Here is an 18,734-nt window from a genome sequence, read left to right as displayed (position 1 = left end):
GCTCCAGGTGAAAGCTGGGGTGCGCTCGCAAAAACGAAAACTTTTTTTATAATTCCGAAAAGTGCCAGCCACAGCCGCACCTGAGCCCGGAGCGCGAAAAACGTGCCCGGCGAGGCCAGGACGGAGGCAATGTCGTCAACCCTGGCGGCCGTGGACAGGCCTCATCAGGTTGGAGCTGTGTGACACCCAACGAAGGCGCTATTTTTTAGCCGCAGGCTTAAGCCCGCGGTAAAGGTCCTGCAGTCTTTTCATGGTTTTCACGGTGCGGTCAGGCAGGGAGGAGGCAACCGACAAAATCATCATCTCCAGGCAAACCATTACGGTGCCATGGAGCGGAATTCGCCCCTTCTCTCCACCGCGTGGAACGTTGATTACCACATCCGCTTCGCGGGCAAAAAAGGAGTCAGTGGCATTCGTGAGTAAAATAATGGGCACGCCGAGTCTTTTGGCTTCACGCACCACGGTGCTTCCCTCACGGTGGGCAGACTTCTGCGCCATCATGATCAGCACATCGCCGCGCTGCAAGGCCAGCATTTGCTCCGCCAGCGCTATCCCTGCCCGATTAAGTGAAAATGACGCCAGGCCGATTCGGTTTAACAGACGGGCGCTGTAGTCCGCAAGGATGCCTGAGGCATTGATGCCAAAAATGGCAACCTGACGGGCTTCGATCATCAATCCGGTAGCCTCGGCCAGCGCCTGACGGTTTTGCTCAGAGGATAAAACATGGCAGGCATGAAGATGCCCCTGCAAAACAAAGTCTATTGACGAGGTGACATCACGCGTTACGTCATTGACCGTGGTTGTCATCTTCTCCTCTGACGACATGCCAGGGCCGAACCAGGCCTGCAGCACTTTTTTCAGATCGCGTAAGCCCGAAAACCCCAGCGCCTGGATTGCGCGGATAACGGTGGCGTCAGAGGTATGATTGGCGTCAGCAATATCCATCGCCGTGCTGTCAAGCACCGTTTCCCGGTTGCTATTGATGTAATGCGCGACAGCCAGAAGGCGTGGAGAGAGTTGATGCTCACGTGACCGGATACGCTCACCCACGATATCAACGCGGCTTTTAGTCTGCATTGCGATGATCGTCCGCCTTATCATTTTCACTAGTAAACATGTGATGTTATTCCCGCACGTATTGATCCTGAAGCGACATGAGTGCCGGAAACATGAATGCAGAAGGCCCCAATAAGCCGGATAAAGGATAATGTTTCTCATTTCCCGCCTGCAGATAATGGCCCTGCACAATGTAGTCAGCAAGCAATTTTATCGCACACAGGATCCTCCTCTTGGGACAGCTTACGCGTTCACTCGCCCAGCATGAATTAAAAAAATCATTAAATTCAATATATAAAGTCATTCACGCACCGCTTTTACTGCATGCCAGGTAACATTTCAGAATGTAGTGAAAACCCTCTCTTTTCTGTTTACTACTACATCAGCCAATGATTGAATGATTATCAATTACAAAAAAGCGTGGGCGAGGTGATGCGGTTATCTGCCCGTCGCTGAATAAATACACGCAATACACAGGGTTATTCCCTTTATTTCTGTCATTGATGATCAGCGAAAAAATAATGAAAAAACGTTCCAACGAGATTAAAAACCTGGGGATCCAGCAGGCAGTCATGCTGGCGATGTGTTCTGGCGCGTTGCTTGCCCCGGGTAAAGGCCTGGCGGCGGTCAGTGATAATACGGTGACGGTAACCAGTGACGCAGATCGTCACGATGGCTACACCATCCCCACCACCAGCGTGGCCAGCAAAGCCCCGGTGGCGCGTCTGGATGAGGCACAGTCTGTCAGTACCGTGACACAACAACAGCTTGATGACTACCAGGCCAGCAGCCTGAGTGATGCAATGCGTTTTGTCAGTGGCGTGTCTGAAGCAAACACCCTGGCAGGCACGGAAGATGGCTTTGTGCGGCGCGGTTTTGGGAGTAATTCTGATGGGTCTGTTTATCGCGACGGCATCCGCAGCAGCCAGGGACTCAATCTGGATGCCACCACGGAACGCGTCGAGGTGCTAAAGGGTTCGGCTTCGTTACTCTACGGTATTCAGAATCCCGGTGGGATCATCAACGTGATCAGCAAAAAGCCGCAATATTCCTGGCACTCAGCGGTCAGTGGCCGCTACGCAAGCGAAGGCGGCGGTGCCGGTACGCTGGATGTTACGGGCCCACTGGGCAACGGCGTTGCCTTCAGGCTCATCGCGGAAAAACAACGCCAGGATTACTGGCGTAACTTTGGCAGTGATGAACACTCGCTGCTGGCTCCCTCTCTTCAGTGGTATGGGGAGAAGGCCAGCCTGTTAATCAGTTACAGCGATTATCGTTATGATATTCCCTACGATCGCGGCACAGCGTTTATCAACGGCTCACCCCTCTCACTGCCCTACAAACAGCGGCTGGACGATAAAGCCAATCATGCCTGGGGACGCAATCAGGCGCTGAACGCCCATTATGACTGGCAGTTCAACGACAGCTGGAGCACGCGCCTGACGCTTGGCTGGAATCAGCGCCGTTATGACAATAATGAGGTGCGGGTAACGGCCATTGATCCTGCCAGCGGCGTTGTCACCCGGCGCGCGGATGCCAATCGCGGCTTTAATCAAAAAACCAAATACGTTTCCTGGGATGTTCTGGGCAATCCGGAACTTTTTGGCATGACGCATGCGCTGGTGTTTGGCACCGATTATGAAATGAACCAAACCTACCGGGCGCATCAGTATCAGGGCAAGAATGACAGGCGCTTCAACTATTTCAATCCGGTTTATGACATGCTGTCTCCCGTCACCGACAGCACGACAGAGAATACGGCGAATGCCAACAACTTAAACCGTATCCACAGCCGCTCGGTTTATGTCAAAGACAGTATTTCGCTGACATCCGACTGGATCGCCGTCGTGGGCGGGCGTTACCAACATTATGAGCAACGGGCTTCAAAAGGTTTTAACCCGGTCGTTCAGACACTGGATGATGAAGGGAATAAATTCCTGCCGCAGGCCGGGCTGATTTATAAAATCACGCCAGATATTTCGCTCTACACCAGCATAAGTAAATCCTTTACCCCGTCAACCGATGTTGATGATGCGGGCAATGTGAGTCAACCCGAACAGGGAACGACATGGGAAGCAGGGAGCAAATGGCAAATCACCCCTCGCCTTTTCGCCTCGGTCGCCTTCTACAACATTGATGAAAGGCAGATGTCGTTGAGCATTAACGGCACCACCCGCCCTATTAACAAGGCGCGGTCTCAAGGGGTTGAGCTTGAGGTTAATGGTGAAGTGGCGCCCGACTGGGACATCAGTGCCAATTACAGTTATGACAATGCCGAAATCGTCGATGACAGAATTAATCCGGCCAACAACGGCCATCGCCTACAGAATGCACCTGAAAATGCCGGGGCGCTTTACCTCAGTCATAACCTGGTGATAAGCAGTTTACCCGGTGATTTTCGTGTAGGTGGTGGCGCACGCTATGTTGGCAGTCGCGCCGGCGATCCGGATAACAGCTTCTCTTTGCCGGATTACGTTGTCGCTGACGGCTTTATTGCCTGGAACAATCAGCTACTGGGTAAAAAAACGCAGTTAAGACTGAATCTTAATAACCTGTTTAACAAACACTACTACACGTCGAGCGGCGGTAACCTGCGCGTACGTGAAGGTGAAACCCGTAACCTGATGGTGCAAGCCCGTGTTGAATTCTAATCCCTGCAAAACAATCTGGCGGCTCCTGCTCCTGCTGCTCTCCATGACAGTCAGCAGCGTCGCCTGGGGCAAGACGATTACTGATATTAATGGCGATCGGGTTGATATTCCCGATCGTCCTCAGCGTATTGTTCTTGGCGAAAGCAGAATGTTGTACACCTTCGCCATGCTGGAACCCGGCAATCCGTTCAAAAGGCTGGTCGGCTGGCCACAGGATCTGAAGAAGTATGACCGGCAAACATGGAATATTTTCGCGCACAAATTTCCAGAGATGCTCAACATACCGTCGTTAGGTTTTGATGGAATAAATGATATTAATCCTGAACAGGTGATTGCGTTAAAACCAGACGTGGTGATCCTGCCCGAGCTCGCCCGCAGCAGTGACGCCGGGCAACGGCTGGAAAAGGCGTTGAACGCGGCGAACATTCCCGTGGTTAAAATCGATTTGCGGGTCCATTTACTGCAAAACACCACGCGGAGTGTTGCCATCCTTGGGGATGTACTGGATCAGCCACAGCGTGCATCGGCGTTCAACCAGTTTTATCAGCAACATATGCAGGTTATTCAGCAGCGCCTTGCCCGTTATCAAGGCCCTAAACCTACCGTGCTGTTACAGCTCCACCTGGGCCGCCGCAATGAATGTTGCGTCACCGCTGTGAATGGCAGTCTCGGCGAGGTGTTGTCGCTGGCAGGGGGAGATAACATTGCCGGTAAAACCCTGGCTGGCGTTTTTGGCCGACTGAATGAAGAAGCCGTGATTGTCGCGCATCCGGATTTTTATTTTGCGACAGGTAGCGGAGACAGCGGCGATTCATCGGATCTGAAGATCGGTCCCGCCATCAGTTCGGCTGAAACACGCGCGTCCCTGATCCAGCTGACTGCGCAACAAAATGGCCTTAAGCAGCTTCAGGCCCTTCATAACGGTCATGCTGCCGCGCTGTGGCACAACTTTTATCTCAGCCCGTGGCACGTTGCGGCAGCGGAATTTTTTGCTAAAACCCTTTATCCGGATCGGTTTAAAGACGTTGATCCGGAACACACCCTGCAGCAGATATTCACCACGTTCCTGCCTGTTCCCTATTCAGGAACCTACTTTTATTCGCTGGAGAAAGCATCGCCTTAAAGCGCGGTCTGGCGGCAGACTGAACATCGCGCAGCCAGAACCGGCTGGTATAATATCAGTGTTGGTTTTTGACCCTTACGATATCGGCCATCACTGATAACGCTATCTCCGCAGGCGTTTTACTGCCAATGGCCAAACCTATCGGTGCCTGAATCCTGGCCAGCTCATCCTCAGCCAATCCGGCTATCGTCGTTAAGCGTGCCTTACGCTTAACGCTGTTTTTTACCGATCCCATGATGCCGATATAAAAAGCGTGCGTGTTGACCGCTTCCATCATGGTTAACTCATCAATACGGGGATCGTGTGTTAACGACACAATGGCAACAGCAGCATGGGCACCGTTTAACTCCAGCCAGCGCGCAGGATGCTGCGGCACAATCGTCACGTTGTCTTCACCCGAAAAATGACGCTCCAGTTCACTTAACATTGCCGAACGGTGCTCACAGACGCGCACATGAAAACCCAGAAACTGCCCAAGACGAATGCATTCAAACGCAACCGTGGAATACCCTGCCACCAACAGTTCAGGAATCGCGCCGACTGGCAACACGATGTCGGGGTCCTGATAGCTAAGCACGGGTAACGCGGCCGACGTTGCAACCCTCTCCCACGATGCGCGCTCGCCCACGGACAACTTTTTGATCATCCGGGTTTGGCCGATAAGCGCCTGATGCATCGCACTTAACAACGCGCCGCTGAGCATGTCAGGAAGCAGATGTTCCACCAGCACGTCCAGACGGCCGCCACAAGGCAACTGCACCCGGGTTTGCCGTCCGCCATCACCATATCGGACAACCTGGCTGCTTATCCGGTAATGCCCTTCCGCCAGACGTGCCAGGAAATCTTCTTCGATGCAGCCGCCAGAAAGCGAGCCACAGCAATCACCGCAGGCGTTAATCGCCATCATTGTCCCCGGCGCGCGTGGGGACGAACCCCAGGTGCGAAGCACGGTGCACAGCCAAATCGCCTGTCCCGCCTGATGCCAGTTCAAGGCCGTTTCGATAACCCGCTGATCCAGCGTAATCATGAGCTGCTCCTTACTCGCAGTAGGTCTTCCGGGTAATCAATATCCTCCAGGCAGCCCCGATCGCTGAGCGGCACATAGCGGATTTGCTGGTTTAACAGCAAATGTTGTGCCCCCGTATCGCCTGAAAGCTGTTGCAGCGCGGGAAAAAATGCTCGCTGGAAACCAACCGGATGGCCTGGCTGTCCTTTGACCCACGGGCGTACAAGCGGTGAAGCATGCAACGCCTGCTCCACCGCCTGATAGCTGTCAGTCGTGACAAAAGGCATATCGCCGAGCGCGATAATGACGGCATCATAGTCCAGGCAGGCGCTGACGCCTGCTGCTATGGAATCTCCCAGCCCCTGACTGACACAGAAAACAGCACGCACGTTGTCCAGCAGCACATGAATAGCCTTATTTTCCGGGCGCGTCACAACAATGATATCCATACCGCTTGCCCTTGCCTGTTCCAGCGAATGCCGGAGGACGGCTTTTCCTTGCAGTACCGCCAGCAGTTTATGCTGGCCGCTTGCCTGTCGAAACCGGCGGCTCATCCCCGCCGCCGTGAGCACAATCGCCGTCTTCACATCCGCCTTCCCGGCAACCTCGCTACCCATATTTAAAGGATTTTATCCAGCGTGATGGGTAAATCCCTGACGCGCTTACCGGTCGCGTGATAAACCGCATTGCTGATAGCCGCAGCCACGCCCACGATGCCCAGTTCACCGACCGTTTTCCCGCCCATGCTCGTGGCCTGATAATCAGGTTCACCGACATCAATGGTGGTGATCTCGGGAATATCCGCATTCACTGGAATCAGATAATCGGCAAGATTATTGTTAATCACCCGACCATTACGCGGATCGATAATGCCACCTTCGAGTAATGCCTGACCTACCCCCATGATCATGCCGCCCACCCACTGACTTCGGGCGAGTTTGGGATTATAAAGTCGGCCACTGTCGAAGGCCGCGACCATACGTTTCAACCGTATGGTGCCAAAGTCTTCGTCCACCCGCACCTCAACAAACTGTGCGCTCCAGCTGTGGGCCGAGACCGCATCCGGTCGGCTCATTTCATTCAGGCTACCAGTAACGCTGTCCCGTTCCTGCGCAGACATGTTCGGTGAAAACGTGCCGCCTTCAACGCTGAGCCCATTAAGGTTAGCCAGCTTAAGCAGCGCCCCCAAATCAATGGCCTGAGACGGTTTAGCCGTGAGATGGATGCCACCCTGGGCCAGAGTGAGTTGGTCATGCGAAATGCCGGCAAGAGGGGAACCTGAGGTCTGACTGGCCAACGCCAGTAAACGGGCGCGCAGCTTTTTCGCGGTATCGTCTACGGCAGCGGTCAGATTCCCTGCCAGCTGGGAGCCGCCCGCAACGCCAGCCCGGGGCAGTTGCGTATCGCCTAATTCAACATCAATGCGCTGTGAATCAACGCCCAGAATGTCTGCGGCGGTTTGCGCCAGTATTGTGTAAGTACCGGTACCAATATCCGCTCCTGCGCACTGCACAACGAACTGACCTTGCGGAGAAAGCAGGATTTTAGCTTCCGCAGGCATGGTGTTGACCGGGTAGGTCCCCGAGGCCATTCCCCAGCCAATCAGTTCGCGTCCTTCACGCATCGATCGGGGCGCCATGACGCGTTTATCCCAACCAAACGCCTCAGCCCCTTTTTGGTAGGCCTCTTTAAGCCGACGTGAACTCCAGGGAAGATCTTTTTGGTAATCACGATCGGCCCAGTTAAGTAGCCGAAAAGCCAGGGGATCAAGATCCAGTGCGTAAGCCATCTCATCCATCGCCACTTCAAGACCGAACGCGCTGGGGTTTTCACCCGGTGCGCGCATCCAGCCAGGCGTCACCGTATTAATAGGTCTGACCTGATGTTGGGCAGAGAGGTTTTCGATGGCATACATGCGGCCAGTGACCTTGCTGCAGTTTTCGGCGAACACGTCAATAAGTGATGTCTCACTAAAACTGCGCAGGATAACGGACTGAATCTTTCCTTCCCGCGTCGCCCCCATTTCCAGCTGTTGTGAGGTTGCCGGACGTCCGCCCAAACCCGTGAAGGTTTGCGGTCGCGTCAGTGACACACGAACCGGACGATTGAGCGCGCGCGAGGCCACACAGGCCAGCGCAACATGTGTGTAAGGCACGGGCTTAGAACCGAAGCCGCCCCCCACATAGGGCGAAATGATACGCACCTGTTTGGGTGAGATGCCCATCCATTCCGCAATTTCGACCTGGGCGCCCATCACCCACTGGCTGGGTTCCCAGACGGTCATATGATCGTTCTCCCATTGTGCAATACAGCCATGGGGTTCCATGGGCATATTGTATTCACGCGGGGTCGTGTAGCGCTGATTGATGCGGACTTCAGACTGGTTCATGGCGCTCTGCGCATCACCCATCTCAATATCCTGAGGTGGGAGCGGCTTGGGTTCCACCCCTTCATCTGTCGGTGATATCAGCGCAGGCGTGGTGTCATAGTCAATCTCTACCAACGAAGCTGCGTAAGTTGCCTGTTCGAAGGTTTCGGCCACCACCAGGCCAATGTTCTGACCGTTGTGAATAATCACGTCATCCTGGATCGGCGTGTAGGTTGTCTGCGCGGCGCCCCCGTCAGCGATTGCCGTCGGCTGATGAATTTTCAGTGAATTGAGATGCGTATAAACGGCAATAACACCCGCTGCGCTTTCTGCTTTAGTGGTATCCATGTGTCTGATGCGACCGCTGGCGACGGTGGACTGGATGACCACGCCGTGCACAGCATTCTCGGGTGTATGTTCGATCGCGTAACGCGCTTTTCCTGTCACTTTAACCTCACCATCACCCCGGGTGCGCGGCGTTCCCAGTCCTGACAGGCTTGCGGGTGCGCGGCGATAGCGTTCGTTGTGATCGCCTATGGAATCCACGGCGTTCCCACTGTGAAGCAGGTCGTTTTGGTCATGGGTCATACAATTTCTCCTGCCGCCATCAAGGCGCGTGCGATTACCCGCGGTGTAAGCTGTATTTTATGCGCATTCCCGGAGAGCGCCTGAGTTTCCTGGTTAATCAGCTCTGCAGCCTCATACAGCGTTTGGTGCTCAAAAGGCTGTCCTGTCAGTGCCTGTTCAATGCGGCGCGCGCGCCAGGGTTTTGTTGCCACACCACCTAAAGCAATATGGACCGTTTCGATCATTCCCTGATTAAGCGTGAGTCCAACGGCTGCACTGGCGCTGGCGAATTCGTAGGAGGTGCGATCGCGGACTTTTAAATAGTGAGACTGCTTAAGCGCCGGGGAGCATGGGATCTCAATGGCTACGATGATTTCATCCGCCAGCAACGCATGTTCTTGATGGGGTGTATCACCTGGCAGAAGAAAGAAATCTTCAATCTGAATGCGTCGGCTCTGCTGCTGGCTGTTTTGCACCACAACCGTTGCATCGAATGCCGTCAGAGCGACCGCCATGTCGCCGGGATAAACCGCCACACAGTGGTCGCTGTTTCCCAGAATAGCGTGGTTGGTATTCACACCATGCCGCGCAGCGCAGCCGGAGCCAGGCACGCGTTTATTGCACGCAGAGAAGGTGGCCGGATCGCGATAATACGCGCAGCGTGTGCGCTGGCATAAATTGCCGCCGATGGTAGCCATGTTGCGAATCTGAGGCGACGCCGCCTGCCATAAGCTGCCGTACAAAGCCGGCGCCTCGCGTTCACAGGCCGGATGATTCGCCAGCTCACTCATAGTGACCAGAGCGCCAATGGTGATGTTATCCTGACCAAAATCAATCGCAGACAGGTTGGGTAATCCAGCGATATCAGTGAGCCGGGACGGCGTAAAGACACCACATTTCATTAAATCGAGTTGTGTCGTCCCACCCGCGATAAGATGATTTTGGGGATGTTGTTTGGCGCCAGCAGCATCCTCAACGGACTGCGCAACCTGCCAGTGAAATTCATTCATCGTGCCTCCTCCGCCATTTCCGCCGCGGCCTGTTTAATGGCATCAAGAATGAAAGGATAAGCACCGCAGCGGCAGAGGTTGCCACTCATATATTCCCGAATTTCGTCGTCAGAACCGGTATGGCCTTCTTTGATGCAGGCCACCGCAGACATAATCTGACCTGGCGTACAGTAGCCGCACTGGAAACCATCATGCTCAATAAAACAGCGTTGCACCGGGTGCAGTTCACCCGAGGACTGTTCCAGACCTTCAATTGTGGTCACGGCTTTACCTTGCGTCTGCACGGCCAGTGTCAGACAACTCAGTACCCGCTGCTCGTTTACCAGTACGGTACAGGCACCGCACTGCCCCTGATCGCACCCTTTCTTGGTACCGGTCAGGTTAAGATGATCGCGCAGCGCATCTAATAAGGTTACGCGAGGATCGATGCTGATCTGTCGGGTCTGACCATTGACCTGCATCGTTAACGGTATTGTTTCTGACATTGTCTTTTTCCCATGGTTGCAGGGCCGGTTAGGTGATCGGTTACTTATACATAACGGGCGAGATAAGAACGGGGAAAGCCGGATAACCCTGATGTTTACATGCGTATGTACGTCATTAGGTTTAGCACTTATTTTCAGGGTAAGAGGTAAAAAGACGACGATTGCGTTAATTAACACGGCTGGTCGCCCTGTTCATTCAGGCGACCAGCACAGTAATCAGCAGGAGGATTTAGACAGGCGAGAAAGTTTATAGTGAGTGGTGATAAAGCTGACGATAAAGACCAGAGCGAAAAGCACCACAATAGTTGGTGCGGGAGCACTGTCAATAAAAAATGAGAGATAAACGCCGCAGAGTGAGACAACCAGCGAAACAAACGTCGCCAGTATCAACGCATGGGAAAACCGATCCGTCAGCAAAACGGCAATCGCTCCGGGTGCAATAAGCAATGAAATCGATAAAATAATCCCTACTGCCTTAAGCGTTGCCACAATGGTCAGAGACACCATACACAACAGGCTATAATGCAGCCAGCGCACCGAAAGCCCGCACACCTGAGCCTGTTGAGGATCAAAGCTGAACAGCATGAAATCGCGCCATTTCAGACCGACGACAGCGACAATCACAGCGGCAATGCCTAACGTCTGAAAAATATCGCTTTGGCTGATCCCCAGCATATCGCCGAATAAAATATGGTCAAGGTGGATCTCCGGTTTCAGGGCGATGTACAAAATCAGGCCAACCGCAAACATCCCGGAAAAAACAATACCCAGAACCGTGTCCTGCTTGATTCTGCTGTTCTCTTTAAGGTAGCCACTGGCGACAGCACAAAACAAACCGGCACTGAATGCGCCCACTGCCAGAGGTAATGCCATCATCCACGCCAGCACTATGCCTGGAAAGACAGCATGACTCATCGCATCACCCATCAACGCCCAGCCCTTCAGGACCAAAAAGACTGACAGCAGCGCACAAGGCACGGCAACCACCGCCGCGATGAGTAAAGCATGATTCATAAAACCAAACTGAAAAGGTTCCAGCCACATCATCTTGTCTCCCGCACAGCATGCGCCTGGGCACGACGACGATTCGCCAGCACACCGTGCTTAGGCGCAAAGATGAAGGCCAGTAAAAACAGTAACGTTTGCGCAACGACAATAATGCCGCCCGTTGCGCCATCGAGATAATAACTTGCCCACGCGCCCATGAAGCTCGTGATGCTGCCAATGGCAACCGCGATGGCAAGTAGCCGGGGAAAGCGATCGGTCAGCAACCACGCCGTTGCGCCTGGCGTGACAACCAGACAGATAACCAGAAACGCGCCCACGGTTTGTAACGCAGCCACGGTCGAAACGGCCAACAAACTGAAAAATAAGATCTTAAGACGCACCGGATTTAAACCAACGGCGCGAGCATGGTTTTCATCGAAAAAGGTGACCATTAAATCTTTCCATTTGAAAAACAAAATGGCGACAGAAGTCAGTCCGATAATAAGCAGCTGAATGATATCGGAAGGCGCAATAGCCAGAATATTGCCCAGCACGATAGTCTGAATATTTACCGAAGTGGGATTGAGGGAAACCATAAACAGCCCAAGGCCGAAGAACGAAGAAAAAATCAGGCCGATGATGGTATCTTCTTTCAGCCGCGTGCGCTGGTTGAGCAACAGCATGCTCCCTGCCGCTAAGCCCCCTGATAAAAAAGCGCCCAACGCAAACGGCAGTCCGAGCATATAAGCGCCCGCGACACCGGGAACAATAGAGTGTGACAGCGCATCACCAATAAGCGACCAACCCTTTAACATCAGATAACAGGACAGAAAGGCACACAGCCCGCCGACCATGGCTGAAATCCACGTGGCGTTCAACATATATTGATAACCAAAAGGTTCAAGGAGCGCGGTCATCGTTTACCCCATGATGAATCCGTGTCCGTGGATGCATTAACCGGCCGTTCATTATCGGAGATAACCTGCGTGATACCGCCCTCATTCATGACATGGCGCAGTACGCCACTGAATGTGCGCTCCAGATTCTGCTGCGTAAACGTCGTCGCCGTGGGGCCGCTGGCAAGAACCGTGCCTTTAACCATGACGGTGTAATCACAAAACTCGGTCACGGAGCCAAGATTATGGGTCGAAACCAGCATAGTTTTTCCTTCCTCCTTTAGCTCACGCAACAAGCTAATGATTTTGGCCTCGGTATGAACATCAACGCCGGTGAAGGGTTCATCCAGTAAAATCACCTCGCCCTGTTGCGCAATGGCCCGCGCAAGGAAAACGCGTTTCTTCTGACCCCCGGAAAGCTCACCGATTTGGCGATGGCGAAAATCCAGCATGTCAACGCGTGCCAGCGCGTCAGTCACCCGATCGCGATCCTGCCGTTTAGGGATACGCATCAGGCCCATATGTCCATAGCGCCCCATCATAACCACATCATCCACCAGAACCGGAAAAGACCAGTCAACCTCCTCGGCCTGCGGCACATAGGCGACCAGGCTACGGCGAAGCGCCTTACGCGTTGGCAATCCCAGTACGCTGATATGGCCCGATCGCGCAGGCACAAATCCCATAAGCGCTTTGAAAAGCGTAGATTTACCCGAACCATTTACCCCGACGAGTGCAGCAATTGACCCTGCTGGCACGCTAAAGCTGGCGTTGTGCAACGCTGTATGCCCGTTACGGTAGGTTACCGAGAGGTCCGAAACGACAATTGTGGGGTTCATGGTGTTTTCATCCCGTCCTGAATGCCGTTTACCAGCGTTTGGGTGGTAACTTTCAACAGGTCAAGATACGTTGGCACAGGCCCGTTGACCGCGCTTAATGAGTCAACGTATAACACACCGCCATAATGTGCGTGCGTTTCGCGCGCGACCTGGCGTGCAGGTTTATCGGAGACGGTGCTTTCACTGAAGATGACGGGAATGGCATTCTTTTTCATCTGATCGATGACGTTCCGAACCTGCTGTGGCGTTCCCTGCTGATCGGCATTGATTGGCCAGAGATAAAGTTCTTTAAGCCCTAAATCACGTGCCAGATAGGAAAAAGCGCCTTCGCTGGTCACTATCCAGCGTTTGTTTTCTGGTATGGCGGCGAGTTGCTTACGAACAGGTTCGAGTGCTGCAACGATCTTTTGCTTATAGGCGGCTGCGTTCTGCTGATAGGTGCTGGCATTGGCCGGATCGTGCTTTACAAGCGCATCACGAATATTATCCACATAGATCAGTGCGTTATCCGGTGACATCCATGCGTGAGGATTGGGTTTGCCATTATAAGGTCCTTCCCCTATTCCTATTGGAGAGACGCCCGTTGAAACAACAACTTCAGGAACGCCTTTGAGATGTTGATAAAAACGTTGAAACCACAATTCCAGATTCAAACCATTAGCCATCACCAACTGTGCACCCTGTGCACGTTTAATATCGCCCGGGGTCGGTTGATACTCATGAATTTCGGCACCAGGTTTGGTGATTGACGTGACCTCAGCCGCCTCCCCTGCCACATTTTTTGCCATGTCAGCAATAACGGTGAAGGTGGTGACGACCTTTAATTTATCAGCCGCATAGCTGTTGAGGCTAACAAAAACACTTAACATCATGCCAAGTGTTGAAACCGATAATTTACTCACCATGTTCGTCATCCTGAGATTAATGAAAAAAGCGCCAATAATTTAGCCCGTGCTAAATTTTATAGCACAGGCTATAAAATTCACACAGAAACACTTTGTGAAGTTTTTTAATGAAATGAATGGAAGTTCTAAGTTTTGTAATGCAGAGTGGCTAATTAGTTATTCTGAAAGTAAAAGTCCAGCAGTGTAGCGCCATCGAATAATGAAGAAACCGTCCTGATGCAGGTCCATAAAGTGGATGGATCAACGCTGAGCGCGCGCAGGGCAAAACAGGAACGCTATTCTTTGCTAAAATAAACTTGTCGTATGAAAGGCAAAGGAGGTCATTTTGTTACTTTCCCAGCAGCACCTGACAAACACGATCATCGGCGAAGCCGCTCTGAACCTGATCGCCATCAATCAGGACGTCAGTGTGGAGTCTCTTGTCGATGAGCTTAAAGTAATGACCCGGTCTGAAGTGGATGAAGCCAGGCTGTCACAACTTGATGATGCAACCAAATGGCTGATGGGTTTCAGGCAAATTGGTTCGCGCCTGACTTCAGGCAGAGGCTGGTCTGCACGCAAATCAGCGTTTTCAGGATCTTCAGACAACGACGGCGATGACATTGTCATAAAATAGTTCTATGCTCATTTTTTACGCATTGTGTTAACTTTTAAGCTTAATTTTGGCACAATGCTTGATAACATCCGCCCTACTTCACACCTCTGTAACTCTCTGTTTTTAATCAATTAGCATTTTTTGCACAAAAAACTCCCGTTAAGAACATCAAAATTCTGTACAAGTTTTTGAAAGATGTATAACTTTCGCTCTATGGCAAAGTACATTTTAACCACCTGAGGATAATCGTATGCGTCAGAACGGACATGCACCGGATAATACCAGCGACATCGCCCGTTACTTCAGCCAGGCAAATTTGCCCTCTCAGCAGGAAACGCTGGGTGAGATTGTTGTTGAGCTACTGCGCGCAGGCCAAACACTTTCACGCAAAGCAATTTGCAGTAAATTGCTCCATCGTCTTGACGGTTGTGATGCCACAGAGCAGCAAAGTCATTACCAGGAGCTGATTGGATTACTGTTTAGTCGCGAAAGCTAATATAAATTTAACGCTTTAAAATTAATTCGTTACCTGAAGTAATTTCTGATCGGGCAGTACCATGTTTACTCACAGGGATAGTACTGCCCACAGCTGACGCGGGAAGGTTAGCTGTCCCCCGTCATCGTAGCCGGAGCGTGGCTACAAATTCGTAATCAGAGAAGCCAGTATGTACAGAAGTGAAGAAGAAAAAATAACGGATGTCATGATTGGTGAGGCCGTTCTGATCTTACTGAAATCAGAAAGTCCGATATCCAGCAATGCACTTATTGCTCAACTTGAAGCAATGGCAAGTGAAACCGAGGACGCAACCAGGCTGAAAGCCATCAAAGTTGCGATTGTTGAAGTACAAAAAGGCATGGCCACAGCGAATAGTCGCCGCCGGGTGGATCTTCCCGAGCGCGATAAACACCGTTTGAACAACGACGGCCCACCAGAAGGCTCTAAAAAACACTGACGCTGGCGTCTAAGATTTAAGCTGTGCCAGCGAGAGAAAAGATGGGCATCAAAGTGTGTTATGCCTGGTAACCCTTACTACTTAATGACCTTGTCGGCTGACTCCTTAAGACGCAACTGACGATTCTTAGAGAATGATAACTATGCAACAGAGCACATCAGATTTAGCCATCATCGAGTTTTTTCGCAGTGAGGGAGAGCATCTTGCTCAGGAGACTGAGCTGCTTGGCAGAGTTATCAGAAATATTGTCAGTGACGAAAAACGCGTAACCAATAAAGCGATCATCCTGTACCTCATCGCAGAACTCGAATCGACGGATGATGAGTTCCACATCGAACTGTTACGCAGAACTCTTGAAATCGTGGTAGGACGTACGCCAGACGATGCAGGTGTGTAGTTTCGCATCTGACATCTGTGGTGAGGGCGTTTATCCTAAGTCAGCGTGAGTTTGTTGACCTGCAACGCAGCCAGATTGCAGGTCACTCTTAATGCATTTTGCGTGAGAAAAAATGGATTGCGCGCTGGCAAAGTACTTTAAATCTTTTGTCTCGGCTGTCCTGACTTAAACGAAACAATGCATCTGTGATCTGGTGAAACTGCACGGGCTCACCTACCTTCAGAAGTTCACTCACCACCGCCCCAATCAGCGCACGAATGTCGTTGTCTTCATGGTTATTCACATAACCTCCAACCGGTGTATGTATATACAGACTAACACTTTTGTGGTCAGGAAAACAAAGCCAGCAGAGGAAATAAACCTTAAGCGAAGCGGTAGAATCTACTTATATTATTGATTTAGTTATACAATAATTTTATTTTTCCACGACCAATCTAGTGAAATGGTAATTCTTTTCTAAATCGGATAAAACGTAAATTTCTATTACTTTTTGTCAGTTTTATGGACTTGTTCACCGGTCATATTCTGGAAGTTAATCCCTCTATTTAATTTGCTATACCACTTTTAAAATACAGTCTTAAATTAATTATTCCTGCTAGTAATGGCGGCACCTGAAATAAAATCTCACGAAACCGCCATTTATAAAAATCAACTAGTAAAGCTTTTTTGCATTATACAATGTAATAACAATCGCGCCAGCTGCAAGGGCGATGAGGAAAATTCCCAGTCCAATCATAGCGTTAAATGCATAGGTTTTAAACAGTAATAGTCCGACAATGCACCCCGTTAAAAAAGATAATACCGTTGTTAAATGTGTATAGAGCTGCTTCTGGGCAAATCGTCTGTCGCAAGGTTCTGCCCGGGATATAAAAGATGATAAATAGGAACCTAATGCAATGCCTGCGTCAGTTAGCGTACCGGTAATATGGGTTGATCTGACACGGCCGTTCGACAGTTGCGTAGAAGTTGCATTATGTAAGCCCATCAGGAAGCCCAGCATCAACAATACTTCACCGTTGTAGCTGGGTGAATAAAACCATTTTTCGAAGAGTGACGCTGCCGTCAGTGCAAACCCTTCAGCCAGAATGATCAGGCAGAAGATGGTTCTGATTTTCCGTCTTTCGCCGGCAATAATGAACAATCTCGCGGTAGTACAACCGATCACAAACGCAGAAATCAGACCCGCAAGGAAAACCAGACTATCAAAGTCAGAAGTGAAAACTTCGTTAGAGATCTGAGAAGTATTACCGCTCATGTGTGACGGAAAAAAACCAAACGCGCCTAAAGCCATTGCGTTGAGTATCCCGGCAGTCGTTGCCAGTGCCAGAGCCAGATATCTATCCTCGGTATGTGAACGTATTTTCTTCTTCTTTATCAGCACGCGGTTCCCCTATAAATGTGCATAAATATCAGTCTGGATCCTGAGGCTCCAGACAACTAATAGTAGTATGTTTTTAAAAACTCAGCGGTGAATACAGATAAGTCTGGGTCTGTAACCTGTTAATTGTATTGATTTTTATAGTTTCATTGACTGATTTCATAAAACGTCAATGCCGGTCATATTTTTTATGCTGCTTATGACGAGGGCTGGTGCCTGGCGTAACCCGATAGCCTAATCCAGGCAGAGGATTTAACTAATAGCGCTATTTATGGCAGGATATGCGACCGGACTGATGCCCCTGTTGGCCAGTGAGAAGAATGACTCTGGATGGATAGATGACAGTACTAAAACCCGCTTTTCTTATCCCTGCCGCCCTTGTCGTTGGGTTCCTGGGGTGGTGGCTGACACCTCATTATGACGCTGAAGATGAAAACTACTACATTTCAGTGCTCTGCGCCGTACCTCAGCAAAATGAGCAACAGCTGCAGAAAGACATGAAAAACGTTATAGAAGGCAGTAATTCAGACTATGCGTTGCAAAAAATACATTTTGTTCCTGGCCTGGCCGCTCGGGTGATCGACAACTGGAAAAGTCTGACTCAAGAACAGCAGCAGCAGGCAGCACTTAGCAATCATGCGTGCTCGCAGCTGCTAATGACCAACAAGTAATATATTGGGAGTTAAGCAATATGATGCCTGTACGGAAAAACTATGCTTCGCTTGGGGAAGTCACTGCCCCCTATGTCCATGCCGTCAGCCACAATCAAACACTCTATGTCTCAGGCTTAACGGCGTTTGGCACGCCTGCAAACCAGGGGGATATCGCGGCGCAGGCTGAAGTGATTTTTGATCAGCTGGAAAGCATAGCGGCGGCTGAAAACACCTCTCTGCAGCAACTCATTAAGGTCACCCTCTTTGTAACCTCTTTTAAAGATATTGATGCACTCCGCAACGTGCTGTTTAAACGTTATGGTGATTATTTACCTGCGAGCGCATTGGTACAGGTTAGTGCTCTGTTCTCACCTGACTTGCTGATTGAGATCGACGCAATCCTGGGTCTTTGAACATTTATAAACCTCATTTTCTGGGTTATGAAAAGGCCAGAAATTGAGGTAACGCAATGATGTTCGAGACAGTACTTAATCCAGCGCAACTCACTGGCAATGGGAGCAAAGTTTCATTTCGCGCAAAGCCGTTCAAACCACGCAGAGCGACCTGAACCTTTACCGGCTGTTATCGACGGATATATCAGATGACGACAGATGTTTTCAGGCCTGGCATCTATTCCGGCAAAAAAGACACAACAAATTCTGATCATAGGGCATGATTAACATCTGATTATGATCGTCTTTCCCTTCTCTCATCCTTGACCCAACGTTTTATACTTCAGTTGCCGCACCGTCAGATGGCATTGAACGAACAGGTTTATGCGTAAGTGGCACAGTGCTGAAAGGCTATAAATGCCCCCGACGTTAGTGATGCTGAGTAATCTGGTGGAAGTTCTGGAATCGTTGAG

20 protein-coding genes are annotated in these 18,734 nt (G+C 51.0%); 8 read left to right on the top strand and 12 right to left on the bottom strand.

Going from position 1 to position 18,734, the window contains the following annotated elements; all coding sequences use genetic code 11:
• Nucleotides 1-198: 198 nt before the first annotated feature.
• Nucleotides 199-1,077, bottom strand: a complete 879-nt coding sequence (locus NYE92_RS01005; protein WP_014598196.1) for a MurR/RpiR family transcriptional regulator — start codon at nt 1,075-1,077, stop codon at nt 199-201.
• Nucleotides 1,078-1,577: 500 nt separating this feature from the next.
• On the opposite strand from NYE92_RS01005, the gene NYE92_RS01000 reads away from it, so the two are divergent.
• Entirely contained in the window at nt 1,578-3,707 is a 2,130-nt protein-coding gene (locus NYE92_RS01000) for a TonB-dependent siderophore receptor (protein ID WP_210452129.1), read from the top strand.
• Nucleotides 3,694-4,830 carry an ABC transporter substrate-binding protein gene (locus NYE92_RS00995; RefSeq protein ID WP_259018386.1) on the top strand — a complete coding sequence of 379 codons (1,137 nt, stop codon included), beginning with the start codon at nt 3,694-3,696 and terminating at the stop codon, nt 4,828-4,830. Before NYE92_RS01000 ends, NYE92_RS00995 begins: the two co-directional genes overlap by 14 nt.
• Before the next feature lie 55 nt (nt 4,831-4,885).
• Here the strand turns inward: NYE92_RS00995 and NYE92_RS00990 are convergent, their stop codons facing one another.
• The 9 genes from NYE92_RS00990 to NYE92_RS00950 all read right to left on the bottom strand — a co-directional run bounded on the left by NYE92_RS00990 (nt 4,886) and on the right by NYE92_RS00950 (nt 13,860).
• Nucleotides 4,886-5,857, bottom strand: coding sequence for an XdhC family protein (locus NYE92_RS00990; protein ID WP_259018385.1), 972 nt, complete (start codon nt 5,855-5,857; stop codon nt 4,886-4,888).
• Nucleotides 5,854-6,453 (bottom strand): nucleotidyltransferase family protein, encoded by a 600-nt coding sequence (locus NYE92_RS00985; RefSeq protein WP_309600919.1) that lies wholly within the window; start codon nt 6,451-6,453, stop codon nt 5,854-5,856. Before NYE92_RS00985 ends, NYE92_RS00990 begins: the two co-directional genes overlap by 4 nt.
• Before the next feature lie 2 nt (nt 6,454-6,455).
• Nucleotides 6,456-8,792, bottom strand: coding sequence for a xanthine dehydrogenase family protein molybdopterin-binding subunit (locus tag NYE92_RS00980; protein ID WP_259018383.1), 2,337 nt, complete (start codon nt 8,790-8,792; stop codon nt 6,456-6,458).
• Nucleotides 8,789-9,781, bottom strand: a complete 993-nt coding sequence (locus NYE92_RS00975) for a xanthine dehydrogenase family protein subunit M (protein WP_105082615.1) — start codon at nt 9,779-9,781, stop codon at nt 8,789-8,791. Before NYE92_RS00975 ends, NYE92_RS00980 begins: the two co-directional genes overlap by 4 nt.
• On the bottom strand, nt 9,778-10,266 hold the full coding sequence (locus tag NYE92_RS00970; protein ID WP_024471490.1) for a (2Fe-2S)-binding protein: 489 nt from the start codon (nt 10,264-10,266) through the stop codon (nt 9,778-9,780). The genes NYE92_RS00975 and NYE92_RS00970 overlap by 4 nt, the downstream gene beginning before the upstream one ends.
• 216 nt (nt 10,267-10,482) lie before the next feature.
• Nucleotides 10,483-11,310: a metal ABC transporter permease gene (locus NYE92_RS00965; protein WP_019106861.1), complete on the bottom strand. Its 828-nt coding sequence runs from the start codon at nt 11,308-11,310 to the stop codon at nt 10,483-10,485.
• Nucleotides 11,310-12,170 (bottom strand): iron/manganese ABC transporter permease subunit SitC, encoded by an 861-nt coding sequence (gene sitC / locus NYE92_RS00960; RefSeq protein ID WP_259018382.1) that lies wholly within the window; start codon nt 12,168-12,170, stop codon nt 11,310-11,312. Before sitC ends, NYE92_RS00965 begins: the two co-directional genes overlap by 1 nt.
• Nucleotides 12,167-12,988 (bottom strand): manganese/iron ABC transporter ATP-binding protein, encoded by an 822-nt coding sequence (locus NYE92_RS00955; RefSeq protein WP_133344981.1) that lies wholly within the window; start codon nt 12,986-12,988, stop codon nt 12,167-12,169. The genes sitC and NYE92_RS00955 overlap by 4 nt, the downstream gene beginning before the upstream one ends.
• Nucleotides 12,985-13,860, bottom strand: a complete 876-nt coding sequence (locus NYE92_RS00950) for a metal ABC transporter substrate-binding protein (RefSeq protein WP_237734462.1) — start codon at nt 13,858-13,860, stop codon at nt 12,985-12,987. Before NYE92_RS00950 ends, NYE92_RS00955 begins: the two co-directional genes overlap by 4 nt.
• A gap of 358 nt (nt 13,861-14,218) precedes the next feature.
• On the opposite strand from NYE92_RS00950, the gene NYE92_RS00945 reads away from it, so the two are divergent.
• The 4 genes from NYE92_RS00945 (at nt 14,219) to NYE92_RS00930 (ending at nt 15,838) form a co-directional block, all read left to right on the top strand.
• On the top strand, nt 14,219-14,509 hold the full coding sequence (locus tag NYE92_RS00945; RefSeq protein WP_013028032.1) for a hypothetical protein: 291 nt from the start codon (nt 14,219-14,221) through the stop codon (nt 14,507-14,509).
• A 229-nt stretch (nt 14,510-14,738) separates the two neighbouring features.
• Nucleotides 14,739-14,984, top strand: coding sequence for a regulatory protein YcgZ (ycgZ, locus tag NYE92_RS00940; protein WP_019105874.1), 246 nt, complete (start codon nt 14,739-14,741; stop codon nt 14,982-14,984).
• Between the two features lie 169 nt (nt 14,985-15,153).
• Nucleotides 15,154-15,441, top strand: coding sequence for a hypothetical protein (locus NYE92_RS00935; RefSeq protein ID WP_013028030.1), 288 nt, complete (start codon nt 15,154-15,156; stop codon nt 15,439-15,441).
• A 142-nt stretch (nt 15,442-15,583) separates the two neighbouring features.
• Nucleotides 15,584-15,838, top strand: a complete 255-nt coding sequence (locus NYE92_RS00930) for a biofilm/acid-resistance regulator YmgB/AriR (protein ID WP_014604571.1) — start codon at nt 15,584-15,586, stop codon at nt 15,836-15,838.
• Between the two features lie 88 nt (nt 15,839-15,926).
• Here NYE92_RS00930 and NYE92_RS00925 read toward each other — a convergent pair whose 3' ends face one another.
• Together NYE92_RS00925 and NYE92_RS00920 are read right to left on the bottom strand one after the other, a co-directional pair.
• Nucleotides 15,927-16,121, bottom strand: a complete 195-nt coding sequence (locus tag NYE92_RS00925) for a hypothetical protein (protein WP_013028028.1) — start codon at nt 16,119-16,121, stop codon at nt 15,927-15,929.
• A 369-nt stretch (nt 16,122-16,490) separates the two neighbouring features.
• Nucleotides 16,491-17,219, bottom strand: coding sequence for a YoaK family protein (locus NYE92_RS00920; RefSeq protein WP_014598206.1), 729 nt, complete (start codon nt 17,217-17,219; stop codon nt 16,491-16,493).
• Nucleotides 17,220-17,554: 335 nt separating this feature from the next.
• On the opposite strand from NYE92_RS00920, the gene NYE92_RS00915 reads away from it, so the two are divergent.
• A complete protein-coding gene (locus NYE92_RS00915; protein ID WP_013028026.1) occupies nt 17,555-17,887 on the top strand; it encodes a hypothetical protein in 333 nt (110 codons plus the stop codon).
• 20 nt (nt 17,888-17,907) lie between these two features.
• The gene (locus NYE92_RS00910) at nt 17,908-18,282 is read left to right on the top strand and encodes a RidA family protein (protein ID WP_014604569.1); all 375 of its coding nucleotides are present in this window, start codon (nt 17,908-17,910) and stop codon (nt 18,280-18,282) included.
• Nucleotides 18,283-18,734 lie beyond the last annotated feature (452 nt).

Origin of the sequence: Pantoea sp. B566 (genome assembly GCF_024793925.1) — a bacterium.
In the GTDB taxonomy this organism is placed as follows: domain Bacteria; phylum Pseudomonadota; class Gammaproteobacteria; order Enterobacterales; family Enterobacteriaceae; genus Pantoea; species Pantoea ananatis.
Note: the sequence above shows the minus strand (reverse complement) of the source record. Positions and strands in the feature narration are given on the sequence as shown.